This window comes from Streptomyces sp. NPDC031064 (assembly GCF_055570965.1).
Genome location: NZ_JBVIGF010000002.1, coordinates 129,305 through 150,369 on the forward strand (window position 1 = coordinate 129,305; position 21,065 = coordinate 150,369).

Below are 21,065 nucleotides of genomic sequence, written 5' to 3' on the forward strand. Positions count from 1 at the left end.
CGCCAGCCCGCTCACCCGGGAGGCCCTTTGCACCAGGACGACCGTGCAGGACGTGTACGGACGACGCGGAGGGCCGGAGCTCGGCCCGCGCATCGCGGCCAGAGCCCGGCCCCATCCCCCCGCGACGCCGTCGAAGTCGCACCCGACCTCACCTGAGGGGGTAGGTCCTTCCGTGGTGAACAGCACTAAGCGCCGCCTCAACGACAGGCGCACCTACGTTCTCGACACCAGCGTCCTGCTGGCCGATCCCGGCGCCATGGCCCGCTTCGAGGAGCACGAGGTCGTGCTCCCGATCGTGGTGGTCACGGAACTGGAGGCCAAGAGGCACCACCCGGAGCTCGGGTACTTCGCCCGGCAGGCCCTGCGCCTGCTGGACGACTTCCGGGTCCGGTACGGCCGCCTCGACGCCCCGCTCCCGGTCGGGGAGTTCGGCGGGACCCTGCGCGTGGAGCTCAACCACTCGGATCCCGGCATCCTCCCGGCCGGCTACCGCCTCGGCGACAACGACTCCCGGATCCTGGCCGTCGCGCGCAACCTCCAGGCCGAGGGGTACGACGTCACCGTCGTGTCCAAGGACCTGCCGCTGCGCATCAAGGCGTCGTCCGTCGGCCTCCTCGCCGAGGAGTACCGGGCGGAGCTCGCCATCACGGACTCCGGCTGGACCGGAATGTCCGAGCTGCCCCTCACCGCCGAGCAGGTCGACCTGCTGTACGCGGAGGAGAAGCTGTACGTCCCCGAGGCCGCCGAGCTGCCCGTCCACACCGGGCTGGTCCTCCAGTCCGAGCGCGGCAAGGCGCTCGGCCGGGTCACCGCCGAGGGGAACGTGCGCCTGGTGCGGGGCGACCGGGAGGCGTTCGGCATCCGGGGCCGCAGCGCCGAGCAGCGCATCGCGCTCGACCTGCTCCTGGACCCGGACGTCGGCATCGTCTCGATGGGCGGCCGGGCGGGCACCGGCAAGTCGGCGCTCGCGCTGTGCGCGGGGCTGGAGGCGGTCCTGGAGCGCCGGCAGCACCAGAAGGTGATGGTCTTCCGGCCGCTGTACGCGGTCGGCGGCCAGGACCTCGGCTATCTCCCCGGCACCGAGGCCGAGAAGATGAGCCCGTGGGCGCAGGCGGTCTTCGACACGCTGTCGGCGGTCGCGGGGCGCGAGGTCATCGAGGAGGTGCTGAGCCGGGGCATGCTGGAGGTGCTGCCGCTCACGCACATCCGGGGCCGTTCGCTGCACGACGCGTTCGTCATCGTGGACGAGGCGCAGTCCCTCGAACGCAACGTCCTGCTGACCGTGTTGTCCCGTATCGGGGCCAATTCCCGAGTCGTCCTGACCCATGACGTGGCGCAGCGCGACAACCTCCGGGTCGGCCGGTACGACGGAGTCGTCGCCGTGGTGGAGAAACTGAAGGGCCATCCGCTCTTCGCGCACGTCACCCTGACCCGCTCGGAGCGTTCGCAGATCGCCGCGCTCGTGACCGAAATGCTGGAGGAGGGGCAGATTTAATCCGCTCTGATCCCGCATATCCGACATGGAGTTGGCGCCGCCCGGCAAAGCGCGAGAGCTTAGCCGGGCGGCGTCATGCCGGGCGACGGAATGCGCAAAACTCCTGGGACTACTGGGGTGTGAGCTTTCACACGCAACGAAGAATTGCCTTGCGGCATCGGCTTCGGGCAGAGTCTTGCTTCCGTCAGGCCCCGCATACGGCACCCCTGTCACCACGTGACACAACTCAAAAGCTGTCCGCCGTATGCCGCCCGCAGCACCACGCGGCTCTCCCGCAAGGGAGTTGCCCACCGGGCCCGTGTCCCCCGTGACCCAGCAGTGGGGGGACCAGCGTCAGGGGCAAGATTTTCGCCCGCGAGGTCACCTAAGCGGACGATGCTGGAAGGAAACCGTGTGAGCCGGATCTCGGTCCGGGGATTCGCGGTGGCTTCGGCCACTGCGGTCACCACTGTCGGCGCCGTCGTGGGCGTTGCCTCGGGCAACACCCAGCCCTCGAACGACAACTTCGAGGCGGCCGCCGCCAACACGACGCTCCTGGCCGACATCCCCGTCGGCGAGCAGGCCCAGGTACAGGTCTCGTCGCTGACGCAGCAGGCGGAGGCCCAGGCCGCCGCCGCCGACTCGGCCGCGCAGAAGTCCGCCGAGGAAGCCGCGCGCATCCAGGCCGCCAAGGACGCCGAGGCCAAGAAGGCCGCCGCCGACGCGGAGGCCGAGAAGGCCAAGAAGGCGGAGGAGGAGCGCAAGGAGCGCGAGGCCGCCGAGCGCGCCAGCCGCGACGAGGTCCGCAGCGCCTCCAGCTTCGCCACGCAGTCGTCCTACAGCATCGCCGAGGTCCAGGCGATGGCCCGGCAGATGGTCCCGGGCGACCAGTTCCAGTGCTTCAGCAACATCGTGGACCACGAGTCGAGCTGGAACTACCGCGCGCAGAACCCGTCCTCGGGCGCGTACGGCCTGGTCCAGGCGCTGCCGGGGTCCAAGATGGCCTCCGCCGGTGCCGACTGGCAGACCAACCCGGCCACCCAGATCAAGTGGGGCCTCAACTACATGAACGAGCGCTACGGCAGCCCCTGCGGCGCGTGGAGCTTCTGGCAGGCCAACAACTGGTACTAGGCGGCCCCGCCTCCCGGCTCAACTTTCCGGAGCCCCTCACCGTCCTACGGTGAGGGGCTCCGTGCGTGTACCGTCGGGGCCGTAACTCCCGGGGGGAGTGGTGGGGGGAAGAGAGAAGATCATGTCGAAAGTGCCAGGGTGGCTCGGCAAAGTCGGAGCCGGCCTGACCCGGATGGGTCAGCGGCTCGGCGAGCGCCGGGCGGAGGAAGAGCCGGGCGAGGAGCACCCGGCGGTACCGGACAGCGTGCCCCCGCCGCCCGCGTACGCCCCCGCCGTCGCGGCGCGGCCCGACCCCGTGGCGGCCATCCCCTGGGGAATCCGCGTCGCGGCCGAGGCGGGCTGGCGGCTGCTGGTCCTCGCGGGCACCCTGTGGGTGCTGATGAAGGCCATCAGCGAAGTGCAGCTCGTGGTCCTCGCCTTCGTGGCCGCGCTGCTGATCACCGCTCTGCTCCAGCCCACCGTGGGCCGGCTGAGGAAGTGGGGCCTGCCGCGCGGGCTCGCCACCGCCCTCACCGCCATCACCGGCTTCGTCATCATGGGGCTGGTCGGCTGGTTCGTCGTCTGGCAGGTGATGGACAACCTCGGGGACATCTCCGACCGTGTCAGGGACGGCATCGACGAGCTGAAGCGCTGGCTGCTGGACAGCCCGTTCCACGTCACCGAGCAGCAGATCAACGACATCGCCAAGAACCTCAGCGACACGATCGGGACGAACACGGAGGAGATCACCTCCGCCGGTCTCCAGGGCGTGACGGTCATGGTGGAGATCCTCACCGGCATCCTGCTGACGATGTTCTCCACCCTCTTCCTGCTGTACGACGGCAGGAAGGTGTGGAACTGGTGGCTGAAGCTGGTCCCGGCCCAGGCCCGCCCCGGAGTCGCGGGCGCCGGCCCGCGCGCCTGGCGCACCCTCACCGCCTATGTGCGCGGCACGGTCGTCGTCGCGCTGATCGACGCCATCTTCATCGGCCTCGGCATCTACTTCCTCGACGTGCCGCTCGCCGTGCCGCTGGGCGTGTTCATCTTCCTGTTCTCCTTCATCCCGCTGGTCGGCGCCGTCGTCTCGGGCGCGCTGGCGGTCATCGTCGCCCTCGTCACCCAGGGTGTGTTCACCGCCCTGATGGTGCTGCTGGTGGTGCTCGCCGTGCAGCAGATCGAGGGACACGTGCTCCAGCCGTTCATCCTGGGGCGCGCGGTGCGGGTGCACCCGCTCGCGGTCGTCCTCGCCGTCGCCTCGGGTGGTCTGGTCGCCGGGATCGGCGGCGCCGTGGTGGCGGTCCCGCTGGTCGCGGTCACCAACACGGTCGTCGGCTACCTCCGGGCGTACAGCCAGGAGCAGGCGCTGCGCGCCACCCCGCCGCCGCACGGGGCGACGGCCCACGGCACGGCGCCGACGCCGCCGCCGGGGACCCCGCCGAAGGAGGGGCAGTGATATCCGAACCCGAACTCGTGGGCGGTGACGGGGAGGCGCCGATACCCCCCTCGCACGGTTCGCCGCCGGGCCCGGTGCCGGGTCCGGCGCCGGCGGGCGAGCCCGACGCCATGGAGCCGCTCCCGGACGGTGGGCGGTGGGCGCGGCGCCCGTGGCTGTGGGCGCTCGGCGGTGCGCTGGTGGCGTCCGCGCTCTGGGCGGGCGGACTGTACGCGTACCGGGCGATGGGTCCGGACCTGGGCGGTTACCGCGCGACCGAGAACCTGTGCGGTGAGGCGAAGCTGACCGCCCTGGGCCTGGCGTTCGGCAAACAGAGCGGCGGACCGGCGGAGGGCCCGCACGGCAGGCACGAGGCGCTGGACCGGGCGGAGTGCTCGGTGACGTTCGGCACCGGCGAGCAGTTCTACGGCGCCGACCTCACCTACGTACTGCACAAGAAGACGGACCCGGGGCCGGAGTTCGAGCCCCTGGAGATCTCCGACATCTACAACGACTACGACTGGGAGCCCGTCGCGGGCCTGGGGGAGCGGGCGTTCTACTCCCAGGACGAGCAAGGCTTCGCCGCGCTGAAGGTGCTGGACGGGCAGGCGGTGCTGACGCTCTTCGTCACCGTCCAGATGGACTACGACGCGGATTCGGGTGAGGCCCCGCCGGAGCCCGACAACTCGGCCCTGTCCGGCGTCAAGGACCTCATGGTCGAGGACATGAGGTCGCTGATGGCCGAGCTCAAGCGCTGAGGGACGACGAAAGGGGCCCACCGGCACGGATGGCGGTGGGCCCCTTTCGTGCGCCTTACGCGTTTCGTACGCCTTACGCGCGGCCGATCACTCGGCGAGGACGGCCTCGGCGTCGAGCGTCGCGCCGACCGCCTGGATCACCGAGGCGATCTTGAACGCCTCCTGGATCGTCTCGCGGTCCACGCCGGCCTTGCGCAGCACCTGCTCGTGCGAGTCGAGGCACAGGCCGCAGCCGTTGATCGCGGAGACGGCGAGCGACCACAGCTCGAAGTCGACCTTCTCCACACCCGGGTTGCCGATGACGTTCATCCGCAGACCGGCGCGCATCGTGCCGTACTCCGGGTCGGAGAGCAGGTGACGCGTCCGGTAGAAGACGTTGTTCATCGCCATGATGGCGGCGGCGGACTTGGCCGCCTGGTACGCCTCGGGCGAGAGGTTCGCCTTGGCCTCCGGCTCCAGCTCACGCAGGACCTTGGGCGAGCGCGAGGCGATCGCGCAGGCCAGGACCGTGCCCCAGAGCTGCTGCTGGGGAAGCTCGCTGTTGCCGATGACCGAACCGAGGTTCAGCTTCAGGTCCTTGGCGTAGTCCGGTATGGCGGACTTCAGCTCGTCGAGGGCCATGGGTCACTCACCGGCCAGCAGCTTGACCGGGTCCAGGGTGTCCTCGCCCTTGGTCCAGTTGCAGGGGCACAGCTCGTCGGTCTGGAGGGCGTCCAGCACCCGCAGGACCTCCTTGGGGTTACGGCCGACGGAGCCGGCGGTCACCATGCAGAACTGGATCTCGTTGTTCGGGTCGACGATGAAGACGGCGCGCTGCGCGAAGCCGTCCTCGCCCTCGACGCCGCAGTCGCGCATCAGCTCGTGCTTCGAGTCCGCGAGCATCGGGAAGGGCAGGTCACGCAGGTCGGCGTGGTCCTTGCGCCAGGCGTGGTGCACGAACTCGGAGTCGCCGGAGACGCCGAGGATCTGGGCGTCGCGGTCCGCGAACTCGTCGTTCAGCTTGCCGAAGGCGGCGATCTCGGTGGGGCAGACGAAGGTGAAGTCCTTCGGCCAGAAGAACACCACGCGCCACTTGCCCTCGTAGGACTTGTGGTTGATCTGCGCGAACTCCTTGCCGCTCTCCAGCGACACACAGGCGGTCAGGTCGTACGTGGGGAACTGGTCACCGACAGTGAGCACACGCTCTCCTTGCAACTGGGAAGTCCCTTTTGGGGCCTTCCGAGGGGGTTGGACGGAGCCCCAGCATGGCACGGCGTGCATTGATCAGTGAAATAGCTAGACTGGGTCGGGTTGATCGAAGGTGGTTATCAGTGGTGTCCGTATATAAGGGTAAGCAGCCCAGTCTCGCCCAGCTCAGAGCGTTCGCGGCGGTGGCCGAGCACCTGCACTTCCGGGACGCGGCCGCCGCGATCGGAATGAGCCAGCCCGCCCTTTCGGGCGCGGTTTCGGCACTCGAAGAGGCACTCGGTGTCCAACTGCTGGAGCGTACGACACGCAAGGTGCTGCTCTCACCGGCCGGTGAGCGGCTGGCGGTGCGGGCGAAGGCCGTACTGGACGCGGTGGCCGAGCTGATGGAGGAGGCGGAGGCGGCGCACGCGCCGTTCACCGGTGTGCTGCGGCTCGGTGTGATCCCGACCGTGGCGCCCTACCTGCTGCCGACCGTCCTGCGCCTGGTCCACGAGCGGTACCCCGAGCTCGACCTCCAGGTCCACGAGGAGCAGACCTCGTCCCTGCTGGAGGGGCTGGCCGCCGGACGCCTCGACCTGCTGCTGCTCGCCGTCCCGCTGGGCGTGCCGGGCGTCACCGAACTGCCGCTGTTCGACGAGGACTTCGTGCTCGTCACGCCCGAGGACCACTGGCTGGGCGGCCGCACCGACATCCCGCGCGACGCGCTGCGCGAGCTGCGGCTGCTGCTCCTGGACGAGGGTCACTGCCTGCGCGACCAGGCGCTCGACATCTGCCGCGAGGCGGGGCGCGAGGACGGCGCCGCGGTCACCACCACCGCGGCCGGCCTGTCCACGCTGGTCCAGCTCGTCGCGGGGGGCCTCGGGGTGACCCTGCTGCCGCGCACCGCCGTCACGGTCGAGACGGGGCGCAACGCCCGCCTGGTGACGGGCTGGTTCGCCGACCCGGCCCCCTCCCGGCGCATCGCGCTCGCCATGCGCACCGGCGCGGCGCGCCAGGCCGAGTTCGAGGAGCTCGCCCACTCCCTGCGCGAGGCCATGACGGCCCTCCCGGTCCGGGTCATCGGACCGGAAGGCTGAGCCACGAAGGGCCGGGCACGGCGCTCAACGGGGCACGGCGCTCAACGGCGCACGGCGCTCAACGGGGGGCGCGGCGCTCGCCCGGTGCTCGCCCGTGGGAGGCGGCGCTCGTCCGGGGGCGTGGCGGCGTCCCGGGGCGTGGGGCTTACTCCGTGCGCAGGCCGTCCGGGCGCATCAGGCGCCACAGGGCCGGCAGGGTCAGCAGTGTCACGCCCATGATGAGCGCGGCGCCGACCCCGGTGACCGGCCAGAACACCCACCAGTCCGACACGCTCTTGCCGATCATCCGCAGCAGCAGCGCGCCGAGGCCCAGCCCGCCGGCGACCGCCAGGGCCATGCCCAGCACGACCGGTACGGCGGTCTGCCACAGCACCGACCACGCCAGTGTCGAGCGGCGCGTACCGAAGGCCACCAGCGCCGACAACAGCCGCTTGCGATCCCGCAGTTGCTCCACCATCGACACCAGCAGCGAGACGGCGACCAGCGCCATGGTGAGCGTCGCGGCGGCGAACACGCCCCGGCGGACACTGGTGAACCGCTCGTCACGCTCCATGTCCTGGATCGTGTCCACCCGTATGAGCGGGTTGACCCGGGCGGCGGCGTTACGGGCGTGCTCGGCGGCGTCCGGCACGGACGGGTCCAGGTTCACCCAGGCGGTGAGGGCGGGGGCGTCGAGCTTCGCGGCGTCGAGCGCCGAGGGCGTGGCGTAGACCCCGAACGACGTCCACCCCATCGGGTCCCGCCGCGCCTCCACGGTGCGGGCGTCGGCGGGGATGCGCCACAGCAGCGGCGGCGCCTGCTCGTCGCGCAGGTTGACCAGGGCGCCGGGCCGGGCCGTCTCGGCCAGGTAGGCGTCGTCGGGGCCGTCCCCGCCGTGGGTGCGCGCGATGAACACGTCGCCGTCGGCGCACGAGGGCAGCCGGCCCAGCTCGCGCAGCGAAGGGCAGTCGGCGACCGTGATGGCGGTGCTCGGGACGAAACCCTCACCCGCGCGCCGCGGCCCCGGCCGTTGCACGGAGGCGCTCAGCGTCGCGCTCACCCCGGCGACGCCCTTCGCCGCCGACACCTCGCGGATCAGCTCGCGGGGCCCGCCCGGGCCGCTGGTGTCGGCCCGCAGGCTGAGCTGGGCGCGCGCCTCGTCCATGTTCGTGGGCCGCATGAAGTCGCTCTGCACGGCGCCGAACAGCATCTGGAGCGCGATCGCCCCGGCCGCCGCCACCACGATGCCGCTGACCGCCCGCGCCGCCGTGCCGCTGCTCAACTGGAGCCTGCGCACGGCGAGCTGCCACGGCACCGGGCCGCCTCGCAGCCGCCGCACCAGCGTCTCGGTCAGCCACGGCAGCAGCGTCGTCACCCCGGTCAGGGTGAGCAGCGCGCCCGCCGCGATCGGCGCGGCGTCCAGGGTCGTCTCGGCGAACGTGACCGGTCCGGCGGCCAGCAGGAGCGCCGGCCCCGCGGCGACCAGCAGCAGCCGCCACCACACCCGGCGCCGGCGGGGAGCCGCCCCACGGGCCACGCCCAGCGGCTCGATCGCCACGCCGCGCAGCGCCAGCAGCGTCACCACCACGGTGCACAGCGGCACCAGCACCGCCACCAGCAGGGCCAGCGCGGGTACGGGCGTGACGTCGGCCGGGAAGGCGTTCACGTCCCACACCGTCACCCGGCCCGCGAACCGCCGCCCCAGGGCGAAGAGTCCGGCACCGACCAGCAGCCCCAGCAGCGCGCCGGCCAGCGACTCGCCGGCGGCGATCCGGCGCGTCATGGCGATGTCCGCGCCGACCAGCCGCAGCGCTGCCAGCCTGCGGTCGCGCTGCTCGCCGCCGAAGCGGGCGGCGGTGGCGACGAAGACGAGCACCGGCAGCAGCAGCACCACGCACGCCACCACGATCAGCAGCAGGAGGAAGGCGCTGGAGGGCCGGTCGACCCCGACGTTGTGGCCGAACCCGTCGGCGCGGCCGTCGGCGGCCGCCTCGGTGAGGCCCGGACTGTGGGCGTAGTAGACCAGTTCGGCGGGGCCGACCAGGCCCGCGTCAGCGATCCGGCCGGTCACCTCGTACGGCAGGCGCTCCTTCAGCAGCGCGCCCTCGGGCGAGGCGAGCAGGCGGCCGAGGGCCGGCGAGACCACCATCCCACCCGGCTCCGGCACCTCGGCCACCCCGGGAGGCGCCGGTGCGTGTGCGCCCTCGGGCGCCAGCAGCATGCCGCGCACGGGCTTGTCGTGGAAGAGCGTGGAGGTGGCCGCGTACAGGAAGGAGCGGTCGGAGCGCGGCGCGTCGGACTCGCTGGAGGTGAGGTCGCGGCCCTGGTGGCGGATGTCGCGCCCGTCGAGGACGCTCGGTACCGACGCGGCGAGGAGCAGCAGCGCCACGCCGGCGCCCACGCCGAGCGCGGTCAGCACCGTGCGCACCCAGCCGGGGCGGCCGCCGGTGACGGCGAACCGGGCACCGAGGAGCAGGTCGCGGATCATACGGCGCCCATCAGGCCGCGCACCCGTCCGTCCCGTACGACGACCTCCCGGTCCGAGTAGGCGGCGACGCGGGCCTCGTGGGTGACCAGGACGACCGCGGCGCCGGTGTCCCGGGCGGCGTCGCCGAGCAGCCGCATCACGCGCTCGCCGTTGAGCGAGTCCAGGGCGCCGGTCGGCTCGTCGGCGAAGATCACGCGGGGCGCGGTGACCAGAGCCCGGGCCACGGCGACGCGCTGGGCCTGGCCGCCGGAGATCTCGCCGGGCCGCTTCCCGCCGGCGCCGTCCGCCTCCAGGCGCTCCAGCCACTCGCGCGCCTTGCGCTCGGCCGGCTTGCGGCGCTCGCCGCCCAGGCGCAGCGGCAGGGCGACGTTCTCGACGCAGGTCAGCTCGGGGACGAGCTGCCCGAACTGGAAGACGAACCCGAAGTCGCCCCGGCGCAGCGCGCTGCGCCCGGCGTCGGACATGGCGGTCAGCTCACGGCCGTCGTACGTGATGGTGCCGGCGTCCGGCCTGACGATGCCCGCCAGGCAGTGCAGCAGGGTCGACTTGCCGGACCCGGAGGGACCCATGACGGCGACGACCTCGCCGGCGCGGATGCCGAACTCGGCGTCCACCAGGGCGGGGGTCGGCCCGTACGCCTTGCTGATGCCGCGGGCCTCCAGGAGCACGCTCACCGCCCGATGGCTTCCGCGAGCTGCCCGAGCCGGGCGGCGGTCAGCTCCAGCCAGCGGAGGTCGGCCTCCAGGTGGAACAGGGCGTGGTCGCAGATGAGCTGGTCGGCGAGGTCACCGTCCTGCTTGCGCCGGGTCAGTTCGCGCATCAGCCGCAGGTGCTCGGCGCGCTGCGTGTCCAGCAGCTCGGCGGCGCTGCGCCCGGTGAGCAGGGCGAGGACGACCTTGGTGTACAGGGTCGATTGGAGGTACGGCTCGGGCTTCTCCGCCTGGGTGAGCCACCGCTCGACGTCGGTGACGCCCGCCTCGGTGATCGCGTACCGCTTCCGCTCGGGCCCCTCGCCGGGCTCGATGCCCTCGACCTCGACGAGCCCGTTCTTCAGCAGCCGGGACATGGTCGAGTAGACCTGCCCGTAGTGCAGCGGGCGGTCGTGCCCGAACTTCTCGTCGAAGGCCCGCTTGAGGTCGTAACCGTGCCGGGGGCCGGACTCCAGGAGCCCGAGGAGGGTGTGACCGATGGACATGGGGGCGACTATACATCGCACGTATACATGCGATGTATACCGGTCGGCGTCCCCCTCGTCCACGGCCACCCCCCTCGTCCACGGCTGCCCCCACCGTCCATGGCCCTCAGTCCCCCGGCGGGGCCGCGGGCGGCGGCGTCTTCGGCGGCCGGCCCCGGCGGGGCAGGGGGCCCGGGGCCTGCGGGAGGCGGCCCGCGTCGGAGAGGGCCTTGCGCAGCAGGAACTCGATCTGGGAGTTCGCGCTGCGCAGCTCGTCCGCCGCCCAGCGGGCCAGCGCCTCGTACACCGCCGGGTCCAGGCGCAGCAGCACCTGCTTGCGCCGGCGGGGTTCAGGGGGTGGCGTCACTGGTACAGCGTGCCCGTGTTCAGCACGGGCTGGGCCGCCCGGTCGCCGCACAGCACCACCATCAGGTTGGAGACCATGGCCGCCTTCCGCTCCGGGTCGAGCTCCACGATGTCCCGCTCCTCCAGCCGGTCCAGCGCCGCCTCGACCATGCCCACCGCGCCCTCCACGATCTGCCGCCGCGCCGCCACGACCGCGCCCGCCTGCTGGCGCTGGAGCATCGCGGAGGCGATCTCCGGAGCGTACGCGAGGTGGGTGAACCGCGACTCGATGATGCGGACGCCCGCCGCCTCCACGCGCGCGTGCAGCTCGGCGGCCAGCTTCTCGGTGATCTCCTCGGCGTTGCCGCGCAGTGACAGCTCGTCCTCGTCATGCGCGTCGTAGGGGTACTCGATCGCGATGTGCCGCACCGCCGCCTCCGTCTGCGTGGAGACGAACACCCGGAAGTCGTCGACCTCGAACATCGCCTGCGCGGTGTCCTCGACCCGCCACACCACCACCGCGGCGAGCTCGATCGGGTTGCCGTACGCGTCGTTGACCTTCAGGACCGGCGTCTCGTGGTTGCGCACCCGCGTGGAGATCTTCATGCGCGAGGTGAGCGGGTTGACCCAGCGCAGCCCGTCCGTGCGGACCGTGCCCCGGTACCGCCCGAAGAGCTGCACCACCCGCGCCTCGCCCGGCGCCACCATGTTCAGCCCGCACATCGCGAGGAAGGAGGCGATCCCCAGCGCTACGCCGGCCAGGATCAGCGTCACCTTCGCGCCCGTCGAGCCGGCGGCCGCGCCCGCCACCACCAGGCAGACGCCGGCCGCCAGTCCGGCGAGGCCGAGCAGGAGCGCCAGTCCGCCACCGATGCTGTGCGCGGCGAACTCCCGTACGCGCGGCTCGGGCATCCGGGGCAGGTCCTCGCCCAGGGCGACAGCGGTGCCGCGTTCCGTTGTGGTCATGATCGTCCCCGTTTCGTCGTCCGGAAGCCGTCCGGTCGGTCTAGCAAAGTGATATCACTTTATCGCCCCTCGCAACCCTCCGCACCCCTCAGGAGTCGGTTCCTCTGAGACGGGTGCTCATTGTCACGTCCGGAAAAGACCGGATCCGTTGGGCTTTGTCGCCACCCGTGGTGTTAGTTTGCTGAGCTGATTCGCAGATGAGCAGAGCGGAGCGACGGAGCGATGGGTCGAGCGGAAGCGCGACGGGCGCGGGAACGCGGAGCGCGCGGGGCGAAGACCGAAGGCGCGGGCATACGCCGCTTCTTCACCTGGAAGAAACTGCTGGGCACCTTCTTCGGGCTCTGCCTGCTCGCGATGGGCGCGTTCTACGTCGTGTACCTGCTCGTCCCGGTGCCGACCGCCAACATCCAGGCGACGATGCAGAGCAACGTCTACAAGTACAGCAACGGCAAGATCCTCGCCCGCACCGGTGAGATCAACCGGGAGATCGTCGGCCTGGACAAGATCCCCGACGACGTGGAGAAGGCGTTCGTCGCGGCCGAGAACAAGAGCTTCTACCAGGACTCCGGCGTCGACTTCATGGGCACCGCCCGAGGTGTGTTCAACACCCTCAGCGGCAAGGGCAAGCAGGGCGGCTCGACCATCACCCAGCAGTACGTCAAGAACTACTACCTGGACCAGGACCAGACGGTCACCCGCAAGCTCAAGGAGCTGGTGATCTCCCTCAAGGTCGACCAGCGGATGAAGAAGGACGCCATCCTCGCCGGGTACCTGAACACCAGCTACTACGGCCGCGGCGCGTACGGCATCCAGGCCGCCGCCCAGGCCTACTACGGCGTCGACGCCGAGAAGCTGACCGTCTCCCAGGGCGCCTACCTCGCCGCCCTCCTCCAGGCCCCCAGCCAGTACGACTGGACCTACGCCGGTTCCACCAGCCGCAAACTGGTGAAGGAGCGCTGGGACTACGTGCTCAACAACATGGTCGAGGAGGGCTGGCTCAGCCGGTCCGAGCGCGCCGGCCAGAAGTTCCAGGTACCGCAGAAGCCCAAGGCCGCACCCGGCATGGAGGGCCAGACCGGCTACCTCGTCGCGGCCGCCAAGCAGGAGCTGATCAGCCAGGGCGTCAGCGAGGAGGACATCGACGCCGGCGGCTGGACCATCACGCTCAACATCGACGAGAAGCGGCAGAAGCAGCTCGTCAAGGCGGTCAAGAAGCAGTTGGAGGACCACCTCGACCGCAAGGGCAACAAGGTCGACGCGACGGTCCAGGCCGGCGCCACCTCCGTCGACCCCAAGACGGGCCACGTCGTGGCGCTCTACGGCGGCGTGGGTGCCACCGAGCACTGGATGTCCAACGCCACCCGCCGCGACTACCAGCCCGCCTCGACCTTCAAGCCCCTCGTCTTCGCCTCCGCCCTGGAGAACGGCGCCAAGACGCAGGACGGCAACGAGATCGGCCTCAACACCATCTACGACGGTGACAGCCGCACCCCCGTCAAGGGCAGCGACACCCCCTTCGCCCCCCAGAACGAGGACGACCGCAGCTACGGCCCCGTCACCGTGCAGAAGGCGATGAACAAGTCGATCAACTCCGTGTTCGCGCAGATGATCGTGGACGCCGGGCCGGAGAAGGTGAAGGAGACCGCGCTCGCCCTCGGCATGAAGGACGGCGAGGGGTTCGTCGAGCAGCCCGCCATGTCCCTGGGCACGATGGGCGCCTCCACGTGGGACATGGCCGGCGTGTACGCCACCCTCGACAACCACGGCAAGAAGGTCACCCCGACCATCGTGAAGTCCGCCGAGCACAGGGACCGCACCTTCGAGCGCACCGAACCCCCCATCGGAGACCGGGTCATCAGCCGCGAGACCGCCGACACCGTGACCGCCGCCCTGACCGGCGTCGTGAAGAACGGTTCCGGCTTCGAGGCGAACACCCCCGCCTACCAGGCGGCCGGCAAGACGGGCACCTCGGAGAACAACAAGTCGGCCTGGTTCGCCGGGTACACGCCCGAACTCGCCACGGTCGTCGCCCTCTTCGGCGAGGACGCCGACAAGGGCAAGCAGGTCACCCTCACCGGCACCGCCAACTCCGGCCGCGCCAACGGCGGCGGCTTCCCCGCCCGCATCTGGGCCGACTACACGCTGGGCGCCCTCGACGGCGGCTCCGACGCCCGCTTCGACCTGGACCTCGCCGAGACGGCCGCGCCGGAGGCGGACCCGACGACGACGCCCACCGAGGAGCCGACGGAGACCGAGTCGCCCACCGAGGAGCCGACCGAGACCACGTCGCCCACCGAGGACCCGACCCCGACCCGTACGCCGAGCACGCCCACGCGTACGCCGACGATCCCGACGCCCACGCAGACCCCGACGGACGACCCGACCGAAGGCGAGACCGGCGGCAACAGCGGCGGCAGCATCGGTGGCGGTGACGGCGGCGACCCGACCGGCGACCCGGGCGACGGTGAGACCGGCGGCTCCGGCGACCTGAAGCCGCCCAAGCCGTGACGCGCGGCCTGATGTGAGACGACGACGGTGGCCGGGCCCCTTGCCCAAGGGACCCGGCCACCGTCATGTCCGGCACCGGTCGCGTCGTGCCGATTGCGTCGTGCCGCTTACGTCGTGCTTCTGCGTCGGGCCGGTTACGTCGTGCCGGGGCGGCTCAGATACGCGTCGGCAGCTCGAACCAGACCACCTTGCCGGTCGACAGCCGCGTCGCGCCCCACCGCCGGGCCAGCCGGTTCACCAGGAACAGGCCGCGCCCGCCCTCGTCGGTGTCCCTGGCCCGGCGCTGGCGCGGCAGTTGGGGCGAGTCGTCACCCACCTCGCAGCGCAGCACGTCCGTGCGCAGCAGGCGCAGCGTCACCGGCCGCTCCGCGTACCGCACGGCATTGGTGACCACCTCGCTGACCAGCAGCTCCACGCTGTCCGACAGGTCCTCCAGGTCCCAGCGGGCCAGCGCCCGCCGGGCCAGGCGCCGGGCCCGGCCGGGGGCCTGCTCCTCCGGCTCCAGGAACCAGTAGGCGACGTCGCTCGGCGCGATCCCGTCGAAGCGGGCGGCGAGCAGCGCGATGTCGTCGTCCCGGTCGCCCGGGCCGAGCATGTCGAGCACGTCGTCGCAGAGCGCCTCCAGCGGCGGCGAGTGGTCGGGGCCGGTCAACTGGGCCGTCGCCGCGAGCCGCTCGCGCAGTTGCTCTATCCCCGTCCACACGTCACGCAGCCGCGACTCGACGAGCCCGTCGGTGTAGAGGAGCAGGGTCGCCCCGGCGGGGGCGTCCAGCTCGACCGCCTCGAAGTCCACACCGCCCACGCCGATGGGCGCGCCCGGCGGGACGCGCAGCACCTCCGCCCGGCCGCCCAGGTGGAGCAGTATCGGCGGCGGGTGACCCGCGTTGGCGATGGTGATGCGGTGCGCGACCGGGTCGTACACCGCGTACAGGCAGGTCGCCATGCGGTTCTCGCCGAGCCGCTGGGCCTGCTCGTCGAGGTGGTGCAGCACCTCCTGCGGCGGCAGGTCGAGCCCGGCGAGGGTCTGCGCGGTGGTGCGCAGTTGGCCCATGATCGCGGCGGACGTCATGGAGTGGCCCATCACGTCGCCCACCACCAGGGCGACCCGGCTGCCGGGCAGCGGGATCGCGTCGTACCAGTCGCCGCCGACCCGGGCCGTCTCGGCCGCCGGGAGGTAGCGCGAGGCCAGCTTCACGCCGGTCGGCTGCGGCAGGTTCTCGGGCAGCATGGTGCGCTGGAGCTCGTCGGCGATGTAGGCCTCGCGCCCGTACAGCACGGCCTTGTCGATGCCGAGCGCCGTGTGCGTCGCCAACTGCGCCGCCACCAGCAGGTCGTTCGGCTCGAACGGCGGCCGGTCGGGGCGGCGCAGGAACACGGCCGCGCCGATGACCCGGCGCCGGCCGCGCAGCGGGGCCAGGATCGCCCGGTGTCCGGACGGTACGGAGCGCCCGTCGCCGAGGAGTTCGGGCAGCGCGGCGCGGGCGGCCGCCGAGTCGCCGAAGACGGGGCGTACGCCACGGAGGACCTCGGCGAGGGCGCCGCCGGCCTGGACCTCGCACAGCTCGGCAGCGGGGCCGAGGTCGAGGTCGGTGTCCGGGTCCGCCGCCGAGAGGCCGAGCTCGGAGTCGTCCTCGGTTAAACGCAGCCTGTCGGTGCGGCGCAGCCGGAGGACGAACGGGTCGACGGGTCGCTCGTCGCCGACCGGGAGCGGGTCGCGGAGGTAGACGAGGATCGCGTCGGAGAACGTCGGCACGGTGGCCCGGCACAGGCCCAGCACGATCTCGTCCAGGTCGATGCCGCGGGCGATCCGCCGCGTGGCGGCGCCCACGAACCGCAGCCGGTCGCCCTCGTGGCGCGCGGCGGCCGGTTCCCGTCCCGGGGCGGACCCGGCCTGGGCGGGCAGCCCGTCCAGCGGCCCGGCGATCCCGGCGGGCACGCCGCCCTGCCCGGCTCCGGCGCCCGCTCCGGCTCCGCTCGTGTGCGCGTCAGGACCGGTCCCGTGTCCCGGGCCGCCGCCGGCGTGGCCGCCCGGCCCGCCCGCGAACCCGGACGGTCCGGCCCCGTCCCCCGACGGCCCGCCCGCGTGAGCCGCCGCTCCGGCCCCGTGTCCGCCCGCGCGACCGGACGCCCCGGCGCCGTGCCCGGACGGCGCGTGCCCGGACGGCGCGTGGCCGGGTGCCGAATAGCCGGGCGCCGAATAGCCGGGCGCCCCGTGTCCCGTCGGCCCGTGGCCGGGCGCCGCGTGTCCGGACGGCCCGTGTCCCGTTTGTCCGGTGCCGCGGCCCGACGGTCCGCGCCCCGGGCCGCCCGGTGCGGCGGCCGCCTGGGACGGCGGGGAGGACGAGGCCGAGGCGGCACCCGCGCGGGACGCGGGCGCGGGCGCGGGAGCGGGCGGCGCGGCGGGGGACGGGGGCGTCTCCTGCCGCGGCCGGGTGCGTTCCTGCGGCCGGGCAGCCAGCGGCTGTCGGCCTTCGTGGGAGGTGGGATGCTCCGTCACGCGTGAGATTCCGTCCGTCCGGGCCGGTAGTGCGATGCGATCGCTCTGTCAGGCGCTATACCCGCTCTGAGGGCGGCGTCGACAAGGGGTGACGGATCCGGGCACGGATCAGGCACGGCTCCACCCCCTCATGGATGACTTACGGTCAGTTCCTGGTCTCTACTCAGTCGTTCCTGCTCCGCCAACGTGCGGAGGACGATCCTACGTTTGCACCCCAGGGGCGCATCAAGGGTCTCACGGAGCCGTGTGCGCCGGGGTGCGATCCCAGTCCGCGGGCAATTCCGGAACCGTCCACTCCGGGTTCGGCCGCCAGTTCTCCCAGCCGTCCGCGAAGGGCGCGCCCCAGGCGCGGATCACCTCGACCGCCGCCCGGCCCGCCTCCCGTACGCGACGGGCCTGGGCGGGCCCCATCAGGCCGCTGCGCTGCGCCTGGGCGAACTCGTCCTCGTCCCGCCACAGCCAACTGCGATCGGGGTACACCGAGATGTCCAGGAAGTGGTCCTCGGAGTCCACGCCGTCCGCCCATCGGGTGCGCGGCTCCTCCAGGTTGACGTACCAGCTCCGGAACCTCCAGCCGCGCTCCCAGAACAGCCACACCGACCACGGCTCGCCCGGCCGGGCCAGCTTCAGCACGCCCGTACCCTCCCAGCGCGCCCGCGTGGTGGTGCGCGGCGCGGTGTACCGGGTGGCGAGCGGCTCCTCGTGGACGGGGCTGCCGTCGGCGAGCACCGGCTTCACGCACTCGGTCCCCGGCGCCATCCACACGGCGAGCAGGTCGTCGGTGTCCTGGACGACCGTCACGGGCCGGCAGATGTGGATGTGACCGCCGCCGTTGTCGCGGTAGCGCCACAGGATGCGCGCGCCCGGCGCCCAGCGCGCACCACCGGGGCGCGCTCCTCTCTCCGTCGTCGTCTCGGCTGTCATGCGCAGATCTTAGGGGTGCGCCGTCCGCCCCGCCGCGACGCAGATCACGGGCGGCGGGCGCGGCGACGTACGAAACACCAGGTCACGGGCGGGTCATACGCAGTACGTCGAGGGCCTCGTCGAGCTGCTGGAGCGTCAGGTCACCCCGCTCGACGTACCCCGATTCGATGACGACCTCGCGGATCGTCTTGCGCTCGGCGAGGGACTTCTTGGCGACCTTCGCCGCCTCCTCGTAGCCGATGTACTTGTTGAGCGGGGTCACGACGGACGGGGACGACTCGGCGTACTCGCGGGCCCGCTCCACGTTGGCGGTGACGCCGTCGACGGTGCGGTCCGCCAGCAGCCGCGCGGCGTTGGCCAGCAGCCGGATGGACTCCAGCAGGTTCTTGGCGATGACCGGGAGCATGACGTTCAGCTCGAAGTTCCCGGCCGCGCCCGCGGTCGCGACCGTGGCGTCGTTCCCGGTCACCTGGGCGGCGACCATCAGGACCGCCTCCGGGATCACGGGGTTGACCTTGCCGGGCATGATCGACGAGCCGGGCTGGAGGTCGGGGAGGTTGATCTCGGCCAGGCCGGTGCGGGGCCCGGACGCCATCCACCGGAGGTCGTTGGAGATCTTGGTGAGCGACACCGCGATCGTACGGAGCTGTCCGGACGTCTCGACGAGCCCGTCGCGCGCGCCCTGTGCCTCGAAGTGGTCGCGGGCCTCGGTCAGCGGCAGCCCGGTGGTGCGGGCGACCTCGGCGATGACGGCGGCGGAGAAGCCTGGCGGGGTGTTGATGCCGGTGCCGACCGCCGTACCGCCCAGCGGCAGTTCGGCCAGGCGCGGCAGGGAGGCCCGCAGCCGTTCCACGCCGTACCGGACCTGCGCGGCGTAACCGCCGAACTCCTGGCCGAGAGTCACCGGTGTCGCGTCCATCAGATGCGTACGACCGGACTTGACGACGTCAGCGAATTCGGCCGATTTCCGCTCCAGTGCGGCGGCCAGGTGCTCCAGGGCCGGGATCAGGTCATGAGTGACGGCGGCGGTGGCGGCGATGTGGATGGAGGAGGGGAAGACGTCGTTGGACGACTGGGACGCGTTGACGTGGTCGTTGGGGTGGACCGCGTCCGGGCGGCCGAGGCGCTCGCCGGCGAGGGTGGCGAGGACCTCGTTGGTGTTCATGTTGGACGAGGTGCCGGAGCCGGTCTGGAAGACGTCGACCGGGAAGTGCTCGTCCCAGCGGCCGTCCGCCACCTCGGCGGCCGCCTCCTGGATGGCGTCCGCGATGTCCTCGTCCAGGACGCCCAGCTCCGCGTTGACCTTGGCGGCGGCGGCCTTGATCCGGGCCAGGGCCTCGATGTGGGCGCGCTCGAGGCGCTGCCCGGAGACGGGGAAGTTCTCCACCGCCCGCTGCGTCTGGGCCCGCCACTTGGCGTGGGCCGGGACGCGCACCTCTCCCATGGAGTCGTGCTCGATCCGGTAGTCCGGCTCATCCGTCATGGTCGTCAACCTCCCGAAAAAGTTGAGCACTTGTCTTGTTCTGCGTATTCCCAAGCTCTCTACCGGCCAGTAAAAACCGTGGGTAACCCCACTTCCAGGAGGCGCAATGACGCGCACCAGAACCAGAGCCAGGTTCGGACTCCGATGTACGGTCGCCGTGGCCGCCGCCCTCGCGGCCGCCCTCGGCGGGACGACGGCGGCCGGCGCGGCGGACACCGCGGCCGGCACCGCCGACGCGCCCCGTACCACCGCATCCGTACCACTGTCGCCCGAGCTGGAGGCGATCCGCGCCGCCGAGGCCACCAAGCTGTACGGTTCTCCCGCCGAACGGCCGCTCGCCGACCGCAAGACCGGCCTGATATCGCTGGGCGACAGCGAGATCTCCGGCGAGGGCGTCGGCACGTACGAGCCCCCGACCAACGGCCCCGACAACTGGTGCCACCGCTCGCCCCAGGCCGCCATCCACCGCACCGGCATCCCCGCCGACGTCACCTACAACGTCTCGTGCTCCGGCGCCGCCACGCCGAACATCCGCATCGGTGGCGGCAAGCAGTACGCCGACGAGCTCGTCCAGAGCGACAACCTCGCCATCAAGGCCCGCAACACCCGCATCAAGATGGTGCTGCTGGTGGCCGGCGCCAACGACGACCTCCAGTTCGGCCCCGTGATGACCGACTGCGTCACCCGCTACCTCACCCTCCAGGGCCCCTGTGAGCCCAAGTACGCCCCCGGCTGGCAGGCCCGGGTCGACGGCCTCGTCCCCAAGGTCGAGCAGACGATCCGCGACCTGCGCACCGTGATGCGCGACGCCGGGTACGCCGACGGTGACTACAAGCTCGTCGTCATGGGCTACCCGAGCCCCATCGGCCCCGACTTCCACGACAACCCCAACTTCCCCGGCAAGCTCGCCTGCGGCGGCCTCGGGTACGACTCCGACACCGTCTGGGGCCGGAACACCGCCGTACCCGCCTTCGAGCGCGGCATGCGGCGCGCGGCGGCGAACACCGGAGCCGTCTACCTCGACAACTCCCGGCTCTTCCACGGACACGAGGTCTGCATGGAGGACACCTGGGCGCGCGGCCTGTACATCGACCTGTCCAAGCCGGGCACCCCGGACGAGAACTCCGTCCGCCAGTCCTTCCACCCCAACGCGGCCGGCCACGCCGCCTTCGCCTCCTGCCTGACCCAGCTCTACAACGCGGGCGTACGGGAGGCCGGTTGCGCCGACCCGGCGTCGACGGGCAAGCCGGAGCTGCTGCCGGGGGCGTGGGACGACAAGTTCCGGCCACTGCGGGGCGAGGCCACCGGCACGTGCGTGGACGTCACCGGCGCGGTCACCCGCAACGGCACGGCGGTCGGCGGCTGGGACTGCCACCAGGGACGGAACCAGGACTGGTGGTACGACCCGGCGCGCGGCTCCCTCCACACGGCGCTGACCCACGACCGGTGCCTGGACGTCCCGGGCGCCGCCTACCAGGCGGGCAAGGCCCTGGTCCTGTGGAACTGCTCGGGCGCGGCCAACCAGAAGTTCGTCCGCCAGGGCGCCACGCTGCGCCCGGCGGCGGCGACGTCGCTGTGCCTCACGCTGGGTGCGGCGAAGGACCCGCTGCGGCTCCAGACGTGTGACGGCACGGCGAAGCAGCGGTTCGCCTAGCCCTGACAC

Annotated in this window: 17 protein-coding genes; 7 read left to right on the forward strand and 10 right to left on the reverse strand. The window is 72.1% G+C overall.

What is annotated here, in order from left to right; genetic code table 11:
- The first annotated feature begins 172 nt into the window (after positions 1-172).
- The 4 genes from ACZ46W_RS07350 to ACZ46W_RS07365 all read left to right on the forward strand — a co-directional run bounded on the left by ACZ46W_RS07350 (position 173) and on the right by ACZ46W_RS07365 (position 4,774).
- Positions 173-1,495, forward strand: a complete 1,323-nt coding sequence (locus ACZ46W_RS07350; RefSeq protein ID WP_468332829.1) for a PhoH family protein — start codon at positions 173-175, stop codon at positions 1,493-1,495.
- 393 nt (positions 1,496-1,888) lie between these two features.
- A complete protein-coding gene (locus tag ACZ46W_RS07355) occupies positions 1,889-2,605 on the forward strand; it encodes an aggregation-promoting factor C-terminal-like domain-containing protein (protein ID WP_468332832.1) in 717 nt (238 codons plus the stop codon).
- 121 nt (positions 2,606-2,726) lie between these two features.
- On the forward strand, positions 2,727-4,037 hold the full coding sequence (locus tag ACZ46W_RS07360; RefSeq protein ID WP_468332835.1) for an AI-2E family transporter: 1,311 nt from the start codon (positions 2,727-2,729) through the stop codon (positions 4,035-4,037).
- Positions 4,034-4,774, forward strand: coding sequence for a hypothetical protein (locus tag ACZ46W_RS07365; RefSeq protein WP_468332838.1), 741 nt, complete (start codon positions 4,034-4,036; stop codon positions 4,772-4,774). Before ACZ46W_RS07360 ends, ACZ46W_RS07365 begins: the two co-directional genes overlap by 4 nt.
- An 87-nt stretch (positions 4,775-4,861) precedes the next feature.
- Here ACZ46W_RS07365 and ACZ46W_RS07370 read toward each other — a convergent pair whose 3' ends face one another.
- Together ACZ46W_RS07370 and ACZ46W_RS07375 are read right to left on the reverse strand one after the other, a co-directional pair.
- Entirely contained in the window at positions 4,862-5,395 is a 534-nt protein-coding gene (locus tag ACZ46W_RS07370; RefSeq protein WP_468332841.1) for an alkyl hydroperoxide reductase, read from the reverse strand.
- Between the two features lie 3 nt (positions 5,396-5,398).
- A complete protein-coding gene (locus tag ACZ46W_RS07375) occupies positions 5,399-5,953 on the reverse strand; it encodes a peroxiredoxin (RefSeq protein WP_468332844.1) in 555 nt (184 codons plus the stop codon).
- 131 nt (positions 5,954-6,084) lie between these two features.
- On the opposite strand from ACZ46W_RS07375, the gene ACZ46W_RS07380 reads away from it, so the two are divergent.
- Positions 6,085-7,038, forward strand: coding sequence for a hydrogen peroxide-inducible genes activator (locus ACZ46W_RS07380; protein WP_468332847.1), 954 nt, complete (start codon positions 6,085-6,087; stop codon positions 7,036-7,038).
- 145 nt (positions 7,039-7,183) lie between these two features.
- Here the strand turns inward: ACZ46W_RS07380 and ACZ46W_RS07385 are convergent, their stop codons facing one another.
- The 5 genes from ACZ46W_RS07385 to ACZ46W_RS07405 form a co-directional block, all read right to left on the reverse strand.
- On the reverse strand, positions 7,184-9,505 hold the full coding sequence (locus ACZ46W_RS07385) for an ABC transporter permease (RefSeq protein WP_468332850.1): 2,322 nt from the start codon (positions 9,503-9,505) through the stop codon (positions 7,184-7,186).
- A complete protein-coding gene (locus ACZ46W_RS07390) occupies positions 9,502-10,179 on the reverse strand; it encodes an ABC transporter ATP-binding protein (protein ID WP_468332853.1) in 678 nt (225 codons plus the stop codon). Before ACZ46W_RS07390 ends, ACZ46W_RS07385 begins: the two co-directional genes overlap by 4 nt.
- A complete protein-coding gene (locus ACZ46W_RS07395; protein ID WP_468332856.1) occupies positions 10,176-10,700 on the reverse strand; it encodes a PadR family transcriptional regulator in 525 nt (174 codons plus the stop codon). The genes ACZ46W_RS07390 and ACZ46W_RS07395 overlap by 4 nt, the downstream gene beginning before the upstream one ends.
- Before the next feature lie 106 nt (positions 10,701-10,806).
- Positions 10,807-11,046 (reverse strand): type II toxin-antitoxin system antitoxin, encoded by a 240-nt coding sequence (locus tag ACZ46W_RS07400; protein ID WP_468332859.1) that lies wholly within the window; start codon positions 11,044-11,046, stop codon positions 10,807-10,809.
- Entirely contained in the window at positions 11,043-11,990 is a 948-nt protein-coding gene (locus ACZ46W_RS07405) for an SPFH domain-containing protein (RefSeq protein WP_468332862.1), read from the reverse strand. The genes ACZ46W_RS07400 and ACZ46W_RS07405 overlap by 4 nt, the downstream gene beginning before the upstream one ends.
- A 222-nt stretch (positions 11,991-12,212) precedes the next feature.
- On the opposite strand from ACZ46W_RS07405, the gene ACZ46W_RS07410 reads away from it, so the two are divergent.
- Complete coding sequence (locus ACZ46W_RS07410; RefSeq protein WP_468332865.1) at positions 12,213-14,498, forward strand: transglycosylase domain-containing protein; 2,286 nt, start codon at positions 12,213-12,215, stop codon at positions 14,496-14,498.
- Positions 14,499-14,652: 154 nt separating this feature from the next.
- Here the strand turns inward: ACZ46W_RS07410 and ACZ46W_RS07415 are convergent, their stop codons facing one another.
- From ACZ46W_RS07415 to ACZ46W_RS07425, 3 genes are all read right to left on the reverse strand, one after another.
- Positions 14,653-16,995, reverse strand: coding sequence for a SpoIIE family protein phosphatase (locus tag ACZ46W_RS07415; RefSeq protein WP_468332868.1), 2,343 nt, complete (start codon positions 16,993-16,995; stop codon positions 14,653-14,655).
- A gap of 234 nt (positions 16,996-17,229) precedes the next feature.
- On the reverse strand, positions 17,230-17,919 hold the full coding sequence (gene fomD, locus ACZ46W_RS07420; RefSeq protein ID WP_468332871.1) for a cytidylyl-2-hydroxypropylphosphonate hydrolase: 690 nt from the start codon (positions 17,917-17,919) through the stop codon (positions 17,230-17,232).
- A gap of 82 nt (positions 17,920-18,001) precedes the next feature.
- The gene (locus tag ACZ46W_RS07425) at positions 18,002-19,402 is read right to left on the reverse strand and encodes a class II fumarate hydratase (RefSeq protein WP_468332874.1); all 1,401 of its coding nucleotides are present in this window, start codon (positions 19,400-19,402) and stop codon (positions 18,002-18,004) included.
- A 106-nt stretch (positions 19,403-19,508) separates the two neighbouring features.
- On the opposite strand from ACZ46W_RS07425, the gene ACZ46W_RS07430 reads away from it, so the two are divergent.
- Positions 19,509-21,056 carry a ricin-type beta-trefoil lectin domain protein gene (locus tag ACZ46W_RS07430; protein WP_468332877.1) on the forward strand — a complete coding sequence of 516 codons (1,548 nt, stop codon included), beginning with the start codon at positions 19,509-19,511 and terminating at the stop codon, positions 21,054-21,056.
- Positions 21,057-21,065 lie beyond the last annotated feature (9 nt).

Coding starts and splice junctions, on each gene's coding strand:
- ACZ46W_RS07360 (WP_468332835.1), top strand. CDS start 2,727: ATGTCGAAAGTGCCAGGGTGGCTCGGCAAAGTCGGAGCCGGCCTGACC.
- ACZ46W_RS07370 (WP_468332841.1), bottom strand. CDS start 5,395: ATGGCCCTCGACGAGCTGAAGTCCGCCATACCGGACTACGCCAAGGAC.
- ACZ46W_RS07385 (WP_468332850.1), bottom strand. CDS start 9,505: ATGATCCGCGACCTGCTCCTCGGTGCCCGGTTCGCCGTCACCGGCGGC.
- ACZ46W_RS07395 (WP_468332856.1), bottom strand. CDS start 10,700: ATGTCCATCGGTCACACCCTCCTCGGGCTCCTGGAGTCCGGCCCCCGG.
- ACZ46W_RS07405 (WP_468332862.1), bottom strand. CDS start 11,990: ATGACCACAACGGAACGCGGCACCGCTGTCGCCCTGGGCGAGGACCTG.
- ACZ46W_RS07410 (WP_468332865.1), top strand. CDS start 12,213: ATGGGTCGAGCGGAAGCGCGACGGGCGCGGGAACGCGGAGCGCGCGGG.
- fomD (WP_468332871.1), bottom strand. CDS start 17,919: ATGACAGCCGAGACGACGACGGAGAGAGGAGCGCGCCCCGGTGGTGCG.
- ACZ46W_RS07425 (WP_468332874.1), bottom strand. CDS start 19,402: ATGACGGATGAGCCGGACTACCGGATCGAGCACGACTCCATGGGAGAG.
- ACZ46W_RS07430 (WP_468332877.1), top strand. CDS start 19,509: ATGACGCGCACCAGAACCAGAGCCAGGTTCGGACTCCGATGTACGGTC.